The 1,499-nt window shown below is 63.6% G+C and carries 1 protein-coding gene; it reads left to right on the top strand.

The window, feature by feature from the left end:
• Positions 1–1,499 (top strand): sulfoacetaldehyde acetyltransferase (gene xsc, locus AC54AF_RS27040; RefSeq protein ID WP_496639048.1); only part of this gene is annotated, 1,499 nt, incomplete at both ends.

Below are 1,499 nucleotides of genomic sequence, written 5' to 3'. Positions count from 1 at the left end.
GGCCCGCAAAAGATGACGCCGTCCGAAGCGTTCGTGGAAACCCTGGCCGCCAATGGCGTGACCGACATGTTCGGCATCATGGGCTCGGCCTTCATGGATCCGATGGATATCTTCGCTCCCGCCGGCATCCGCCTGATTCCCGTCGTGCACGAGCAGGGCGCCGGCCACATGGCCGACGGCTATGCCCGCGTCTCGGGCCGCCATGGCGTCGTCATCGGCCAGAACGGCCCCGGCATCAGCAATTGCGTCACTGCGATCGCCGCCGCCTACTGGGCGCACACCCCGGTCGTGATCATCACGCCGGAAACGGGCACGATGAGCATGGGCCTGGGCGGCTTCCAGGAAGCGAACCAGCTGCCGATGTTCGAGGAATTCACGAAATACCAAGGCCACGTGACCAACCCCGCCCGCATGGCGGAATTCACGGGCCGCTGCTTTGACCGCGCCATGTCGGAAATGGGCCCGACCCAATTGAACATTCCACGCGACTATTTCTATGGCGAAATCAAGGCCGAGATTCCGAAGCCGAACCGCCTGGACCGCGGCGCCGGCGGCGAGCAAAGCCTCAACGATGCGGCGGAACTGCTGGCCAAGGCCAAGTTCCCCGTGATCATCTCGGGCGGCGGCGTCGTCATGGGCGAAGCGATCGAAGAGTGCAAGGCCCTGGCCGAGCGCCTCGGTGCGCCCGTCGTCAACAGCTATCTGCACAACGACTCCTTCCCCGCCAGCCACCCGCTGTGGTGCGGCCCGCTCGGCTATCAAGGATCGAAAGCGGCCATGAAACTGATCGCCCAGGCCGACGTCGTCGTGGCCCTCGGTTCGCGCCTGGGGCCGTTCGGCACCTTGCCGCAGCACGGCATGGATTACTGGCCGAAGAACGCGAAAATTATCCAGATCGACGCGGACAACAAGATGCTGGGCCTGGTCAAGAAGATTTCGGTGGGCATCTGCGGCGACGCCAAGGCGGCCGCCAAAGCCATCCTGGCCCGCCTGGACGGCAAGAAGCTCGATTGCGACGCCACGCGCGAGGAGCGCTACGCCACCGTACAAGCCGAGAAGGCCGCGTGGGAAGAGGAATTGACCAACTGGACGCATGAAAAGGATGCGTACAGCCTGGACATGATCGAAGAGCAGAAGAAAGAGCCGGGCAGCTACCTGCACCCGCGCCAGGTCTTGCGCGAGCTGGAAAAAGCCATGCCGGAAGACGTGATGGTGTCGACCGACATCGGCAACATCAACTCGGTGGCGAACAGCTATCTGCGCTTTGAAAAACCGCGCAGCTTCTTTGCGGCGATGAGCTTTGGCAACTGCGGCTACGCGTTCCCGACCATCATCGGCGCCAAGGTGGCCGCACCGCACCGTCCGGCCGTGTCGTATGCGGGCGACGGCGCCTGGGGCATGAGCTTGATGGAAACGATGACCTGCGTGCGCCACAACATTCCCGTCACGGCCGTGGTGTTCCACAACCGCCAGTGGGGCGCGGAAAAGAAAAACCAGGT

It is taken from the genome of Janthinobacterium sp. JF4 (assembly GCF_059617925.1).
The sequence above is the reverse complement of the archived record's forward strand: the minus strand, read 5'-3'. Positions and strand labels throughout refer to the sequence as shown.